This window comes from Devosia sp., assembly GCF_034675085.1.
Lineage (GTDB): Bacteria > Pseudomonadota > Alphaproteobacteria > Rhizobiales > Devosiaceae > Devosia.
This window is the reverse complement of sequence record NZ_JAUCDN010000324.1, coordinates 1-3,603: the sequence shown is the minus strand read 5'-3', so window position 1 is coordinate 3,603 and position 3,603 is coordinate 1. Positions and strand designations below refer to the sequence as shown.

General features: G+C 62.7%; 4 protein-coding genes. All 4 read right to left on the bottom strand.

The window, feature by feature from the left end:
• Window positions 1-183: 183 nt before the first annotated feature.
• The gene (locus VDP82_RS15635; protein ID WP_323015755.1) at window positions 184-930 is read right to left on the bottom strand and encodes a carboxymuconolactone decarboxylase family protein; all 747 of its coding nucleotides are present in this window, start codon (window positions 928-930) and stop codon (window positions 184-186) included.
• A 37-nt stretch (window positions 931-967) separates the two neighbouring features.
• Window positions 968-1,705, bottom strand: a complete 738-nt coding sequence (locus tag VDP82_RS15630; protein WP_323015754.1) for an ABC transporter ATP-binding protein — start codon at window positions 1,703-1,705, stop codon at window positions 968-970.
• Window positions 1,706-1,774: 69 nt separating this feature from the next.
• Window positions 1,775-2,986: an ABC transporter substrate-binding protein gene (locus VDP82_RS15625; protein WP_323015753.1), complete on the bottom strand. Its 1,212-nt coding sequence runs from the start codon at window positions 2,984-2,986 to the stop codon at window positions 1,775-1,777.
• Between the two features lie 34 nt (window positions 2,987-3,020).
• A partial coding sequence (locus VDP82_RS15620; RefSeq protein WP_323015752.1) for a branched-chain amino acid ABC transporter permease occupies window positions 3,021-3,603 on the bottom strand: 583 nt, incomplete at its 5' end.

Here is a 3,603-nt window from a genome sequence, read left to right as displayed (position 1 = left end):
TGGGCGAATGCGGAGCCGGCCATCAGCATGGCGGCAGCGGCCAGGGTCGCGGAAAGACGGAATGACATAAATCCTCCTTGTGGGAATGCCCACCTGCTTTATGCCGATAGCTAAGGACAGGCGACGCAAAGGCTCAACGCGCAATCTGCGGCAAACATCTTTGCCTATTCTGCAAAGATGAGGCTATTTTTGGACCGCAGCTTCCATAAGCGGGGGGATTGTGGTGGTGCAGGTGTGGATGGCGATGGCGCTGCTGAGCTGAAGCACGTCGGCGATCTCGGCGGGGGTCGCCCCGTGGCGCAGCGCCAGATCGATGTGGCGACGCAGGCCCTGCGGCTCGGGGCCAGCGGGGCTGGCACAGACGGCGATGCGCACGAATTCCTTGACCTTGCGCGGCAGCGGTCCCTCCGCATAGGGGATTTCGGCATAACGCAGATAGGCGTCGACGAAATGGGGCGCATAGCGGAAGAGCCCGTCCGCCCCCTCGGGCCAATAGCCGGTCAACTCGATGAAGCTGTTCTTGCGCGCCGCCTCTTCCGGCGTGAGGGCGGTGTCGGGCTCCTGCCCCGCCGCGCGCATGGCCGCCAGCAGGGCCGGCATGCCCGCTTCCAGCGTCATGTGGGACGACAGCGTGGTGAGTTGGATGACCTCAAGCACCTCGGCCTTGGTGCCGCCCTTGTCGAGCGCCATCTGGATATGGCGGGCGGCGCCGCTGGCATAAAGATGGCTCACCGCGCCATCGACGGCGATATAGATGAATTCGCAGATTTTCGGCTCAAGATTACCCGCCTCGGCAGGCGCGTTCTGGAAGCGCAGATAGGCTTGCAGATAGTCGGGCGACAGATCGAGCAGGCCTTCGTGGAAAGGGTGCCAATAGCCCCGCAGGCGCTGCACCTCACTTTTGAGCTGGTCGCGCGTCGGCTTGTCCATGATCGTCCTTTCAATAGTTACGGCCTGCGCCGCTGCCTCAGCCTCCGAGATAGCGCTTGGAGAGTTCGTCGCGGTCGAGCAGGCTTTCGGCCGGGCCATGCTGGGTGATGCGGCCGCTTTCGAGCACATAGCCATAGGAAGCGTGGCGCAAGGCGAGCGAGACGTTCTGCTCCACCACCAGGATGGAAAGCTGCTGCTCGCGATTGATCTGCCCCAATATCTGGAAGATCTCGCTGGCGACCTTGGGCGCCAGCCCCATGGACGCCTCGTCGACCATCAACAGGCTGGGGCGGGCATAAAGCGCACGGCCGATGGCCAACATCTGCTGTTCACCCCCCGACAGGAAGCCGGCAAAGCTGGACTTGCGGGCGGCGAGCTGAGGGAAGTAGTGATAGATTTCTTCGTGATTACGCCTGGATCCGGGCTTGTTGGCGTCGCGCGCGAAGGCGGCGGCATCGAGATTTTCTTCCACCGTCAGGTTGGAAAAGACGTAGCGTCCCTCGCGCACATGCAGGATGCCGTTGCGGGCCCGCCGGAAGGAGGGAACGCCGGTGATATCCTTGCCGCGATAGCGAATGGCGCCGGGCGTTGCGCGGCCGTTCTCGAATTGCAGAAGGCCGGAAATGGCCTTGAGCATGGTGGATTTGCCCGCGCCATTGGCGCCCAGAAGCGCCACGATGCCGCCCTCGGGAACGCTCATCGAGACATCCTCGAGCCCGACGATCGCCGCGCCATAGGTCACGCTCAAATTGCTGACTTCAAGAGCCGCCGTCATCGCTTATTCCGTTCCTTGCTGGAAAGACGGCTGGCCCCGCAGGGCCAGCCGATAGGATTGCCGGCCGGCTCAGTCGACCTTGGCCCAGCCGGTTTCTTCCTTCACCACCAGCTTGCCGTCCTCGATATTGTAGCGATAGAGCACACCATAGGGCACGCGCTGGTTCTCGAAATGGATCGGGGTGCCATAGATGCCGCCGGTATCGAGGTCCTGGATGGCATTGATCTCGGCGATCAGGTGGTCGCCATCGAGCGGCAGGTCCTTTTCGATGGCATTGCCGATGGCTTCGCGCAGCACCATGGCCGCGGCCCAGCTCTGCATGTAGCCGACATTGGCATAGCCGGTATAAGGCTTGCCGTTCCAGGTCTTGAGGTAGTCGGCGATGGTGTTCATCATCGGGGTATCGGTGTCTTCGACCAGAAGATTGACCGAAATGGCGCCGATATAGTTGTTGGCGGCGTCGCCCACCGTGGCCACCACTTCGGGGTGCGAGCCGAACAGGGTGCCCATGAATTGGGTCTCAATGCCATAATCGCGCGAGAGACGGATGATTTCCGGCCAGACGTTTTCGGCATAACCGTGGAACAGGGTATAGTCGGGCTTGACGTTGCGCAGCTTGACGGCAGCGCCGGTGACGTCGACTTCCACCAGCTTGGTCTCGTATTCGAGCGCCACTTCGATGCCCAGCCCGGCGGCCTTGGCGCGCATATATTCAAGCGGGTCGCGGCCAAACTCGGTGCCGCTATAGATGAAGGCGATGCGGGCCGGAGCGTCACCCTTATGGGTGGCCTTGATGTAGTTGAGCAGCTGCCCCACCTGATCGGAATAATTGGTGCCGGCCAGGAAGTGGTATTTGAAGTTCTCGGTGTTGACCAATTCGGACACGCCCGAGGTGCCGGACATCAGAACCTTGTAGGTCTCGTTGTTCTCGGGCGAGATGGCGCGGATGAACGAGGTGCCGTTGCCGCCCGTAAAGACGACATCGCCATCGGCAACCGCCTTCTTGAAGCCGGCGACGCCCAGCTCGACCTTGTATTCGTCATCGTAGAAGGACACTTCCACCGGACGTCCGCCGATGCCGCCTTCCTTGTTGATCCAGTCGATGGCGTGCTGCCAGCCCACCTGCTGGGCCTGGCCGGTGATGGCGATGGGGCCGCTCAGCCCCAGCGGAATCCAGAACTTGAGCGGTTCGCCGGCGGCCATGGCGGGAACGAGGCCCGAGGCCAGGGCGAATGCCGATACCGAGAGGCCGAGCAGAACGCGGCGCGAGAGAGACATCATTTCATTTTCCTCCAGAAACGATCCTTGACAGATTTCAGTGTTCGACCCGGGCTTCCACGGCCTCGGTTTTGCCCGTCAGACGCTGCACGAAGCCAACCAGGCCGCGTGGCTCGAAGACGAGGAAAAGCACGATCATCAAACCGAACAGCACTTCGCGCAGGGGAGAACTGAAGCGGGCCATGTCGGCACCCTCCCCGGCGGCGTGTTCGATGACGACATTGAGCAGTTCGGGCGCCAGCGTCATGAAAAGAGCGCCGAGGACGGAGCCGACGATGGAGGCGCGCCCGCCCACGATGACCGCGGCCAGGAAGAAGACCGAGACCAAAAGGGTGAACTGCTCGGGATTGACCAGGCGCAGGAAGGCGGCGAGCAGCGCGCCGGCGGCCCCGGCATAGGCGGCGCCCAGCCCGAAGGCGAGCAGCTTGGTATAGACCACGTTGATGCCCAGCACCTGGGCGGCATAGTCGCGCTCGCGCACGGCGATGATGGTGCGCCCCAGGCGCGTCCGAAACAGATTGCGCGCGCCCAAGCAGGCGAGGCAGGTGACGACGGCGACGAAATAATAGAGCCCCAGATCGCCCAGGCCGAAAATATCGACCGCCGGCAGGCTGAGGCCG

What these genes read in the sequence shown, in the direction of transcription:
- VDP82_RS15630 (WP_323015754.1), bottom strand. Translation starts at nt 1,705, where the DNA reads ATGACGGCGGCTCTTGAAGTCAGCAATTTGAGCGTGACCTATGGCGCG.
- VDP82_RS15635 (WP_323015755.1), bottom strand. Translation starts at nt 930, where the DNA reads ATGGACAAGCCGACGCGCGACCAGCTCAAAAGTGAGGTGCAGCGCCTG.
- VDP82_RS15625 (WP_323015753.1), bottom strand. Translation starts at nt 2,986, where the DNA reads ATGATGTCTCTCTCGCGCCGCGTTCTGCTCGGCCTCTCGGTATCGGCA.